This window comes from Streptomyces sp. HSW2009, assembly GCF_040240285.1.
Taxonomy (GTDB): Bacteria; Actinomycetota; Actinomycetes; order Streptomycetales; family Streptomycetaceae; genus Streptomyces.
Map to the genome: position 1 here is coordinate 1 of NZ_JBEHZD010000815.1, position 2,516 is coordinate 2,516.

Here is a 2,516-nt window from a genome sequence, read left to right on the forward strand (position 1 = left end):
GGGGGGGGGGGGGGGGGGCGGGTGGGGGGGGGGCGGGGGGCGGGGGGGGGGGTTGCGGGGGGGGGGCCCGGGGGCCCCCCCGGGGGGGGGGGGGGCCGCGCGGCGCCCGGCGCGCGCTGCCGCCGGCGGGCGCGGGTGGCCGCGCCACTCCCCCGGCCCGGTGCGGCCCGTGCCCCGTATAGGGTTGCGCCGTTCGTGGCGTCCTCGATGGGAAGCGAGGCGCACCCGAAGGAGCAGGAGCCCATGATGGGAAGGTTGCCCCGGCTGAAGTGGGCGGCTGCGACGGCCGCGCTGGTGCTGTCGGTGACCGGCTGCATGACGGTGCACGGCGAGCGGGAAGTGATCCCGGCGGTGGCCGAGGACGAGGCGCCCGACGTACTCAAGCGGTTCACCACCACGTACAACAAGGCGTGGCGGACGGCCGATCCGAAGCTGATCGAACAGGTCGAGACCGGTCCGCTGCTGGCCATCGGCAAGGCGGACCTGGCGGCAGAGCACGCGGTCAACCCGGCCGGCAACCCGCGGGCCGGCACCCTGGAGTTGACCGACGCCCGCTTCACCATTCCGCAGCAGGCGGGGTGGCCCAAGTTCTTCGTCGTCGACGCCGACAGCAACCGCGGCCCCAACCGCTGGATGCTGCTCTTCACCCGCACCGGCCCGGACGCCCCCTGGCGCGCCGCGTACCTCTCGCTGCTCAGCGACGACGAGGTGCCCGACTTCGCACTGGACGACGAGGGGTACGCGCAGCCGGTGCGCACCGGCGCCGACTCCGGGCTCGCCGTCCGGCCCGACCGGCTCAGCTCGACGTACGCCAACTATCTGATGACCGGCGAGGGCACGGCGTTCTCCGCAGGGCCCGCCACCTCCGGGCTGCGCGCGGAGCGCAAGAAGCACGTGCGCACCCCGAAGTACTGGACCGAGTACATCGACTCGCCCGCCCGCGGCGCGGACTTCGCCCCGGCCGGGCTGCGCCCCAAGGACGGCGGGGCGGTGGTGTTCTTCGCCTCGTACCACCGGCAGAAGCAGACCGCGGCCAAGGGCTACCGGCCCACGCCCCCCGAGCGGGTGCAGGCCGTGATGACCGGCAAGGCCGACAAGGCCGTCACCCTGACCCGCGTCTTCGAGTCCTCGGTCCGCGTCCCCGCCGCCGGCGCGCCGGACCGGCAGGTCGTCTTCCTCAACCGGCTGGAGGGCGTGACGTCCGCCAAGGGCGAGTAGCGGCGGCGGACACGACGGGCTCGGCGGACGCGGCGGGCGGCTGGTCGGTAGCGCCGGGCGCGGGGGGCCGGCCGGGTCAGCGCCCGATGGGCCAGGCGGCGGTCTCGTGCTCGGGGTCCTCGCTGGCGAAGAGCGCGCACGCGTCGGTGAGCGTCTCCAGCAGGGTCAGCGGGTCGGGCAGCGGGCGCTCGGGGCCGAGCAGCCAGCCCACGTGGCCGTCACCGGGCAACCGCGCCGGCGGTACGAGCACATAGCTGCCGCGGCAGTGCCAGCGCAGCCCCGGATGCTCGTCCATGGTCTCCGGATGGCAGTCCAACTCGCAGGGCCACCACTCGTCCTCGTCGTCCGGGGTGCCGCGGGTCGCGGTGAAGAAGAGCATGCGGTCCGGGCTACAGGTGGCGACCGGGCCGACCTCGACGCCGGCCGCGCCCAGCCGCTCCAGGGCGTGCCGCCCGGCGTCCACCGGCACGTCGAGCACGTCGTGGTTGATGCCGGTCGCGGTGATGAAGTTGGCGTCGGGCTGGGTGTGCAGCCAACGGGTGACGCGCTCGGGGTCGGTGGTGGCCTGGGTCTGCCAGCCGAAGGAGAGGGGGTGCCGGGCCGGGGTCGGACAGCCGACGCGCTCGCAGGAACATCGGTAGCCGGCCGGGTGGGCGGCCGGGGCGAGGGGGAAACCGGCACCCGCCGCGGCCAACAGCAGATCCTCACGCGAGCCCCCGGCGCCGGCCGGGTCCGCATCAGCGCCCGATCCGCCCCTCGGTCGGCGCAGCCACTGGGAGAACCTGCCTTTGCGTTCCATCTATCCCCTCGCTTCACCGCTGTCCTGGGATCAATGCTGCCACCATCCTGCGCCCCAGGTGACCGCGGTACGGAGCCGGGGCGGCAGAGCCTATCCAGCCAGCGGGCCTCAAGCTCGGGCATATCCCGATTTTTTGCCCTAGCGTTTTGCTTATGATCACTCGGGGCGCCGAGCTGCCCGTCCGACCACCGACCGTGAACGTTCCGCGGTGGGGTACGGGGCGCGAGGGGCTGGGGTGCGGGATGGCACGGGGTGGGGTGCGCCTTGCGCGCTGGCGGTTCTCCGGGCCGGGTCGGGGCCGTCCCGCCGGGGCCGGCGGGAGGCCGAAACCGGCCGACCGCGCGCGGGCCCGGGGCCGGCCGTCCGACGGCGGCCCATCGGGCGGCGCCGGGCCCGGCCGCGGCCAGCCCCGCGGCGGCCGCCCCGACGGCGCCCGCCCCCCGCGCACACGCCCGCGCCCGCCCCCCGCGCCGCCGGGCCCGCCGCCGCCCGGCCCCGC

Annotated in this window: 3 protein-coding genes; 2 read left to right on the top strand and 1 reads right to left on the bottom strand. The window is 76.1% G+C overall.

Annotation, left to right across the window (positions count from 1 at the left end; genetic code table 11):
• Both AAHZ94_RS32495 and AAHZ94_RS32500 read left to right on the top strand, forming a co-directional pair.
• Window positions 1-182: hypothetical protein (locus AAHZ94_RS32495; protein WP_349997299.1), on the top strand; the 182-nt coding region annotated here is incomplete at its 5' end.
• A gap of 61 nt (window positions 183-243) precedes the next feature.
• On the top strand, window positions 244-1,218 hold the full coding sequence (locus AAHZ94_RS32500; RefSeq protein WP_349997300.1) for an SCO2278 family lipoprotein: 975 nt from the start codon (window positions 244-246) through the stop codon (window positions 1,216-1,218).
• 76 nt (window positions 1,219-1,294) lie between these two features.
• Here the strand turns inward: AAHZ94_RS32500 and AAHZ94_RS32505 are convergent, their stop codons facing one another.
• Window positions 1,295-2,017 carry a bifunctional DNA primase/polymerase gene (locus AAHZ94_RS32505; protein WP_349997301.1) on the bottom strand — a complete coding sequence of 241 codons (723 nt, stop codon included), beginning with the start codon at window positions 2,015-2,017 and terminating at the stop codon, window positions 1,295-1,297.
• Window positions 2,018-2,516: the final 499 nt, after the last annotated feature.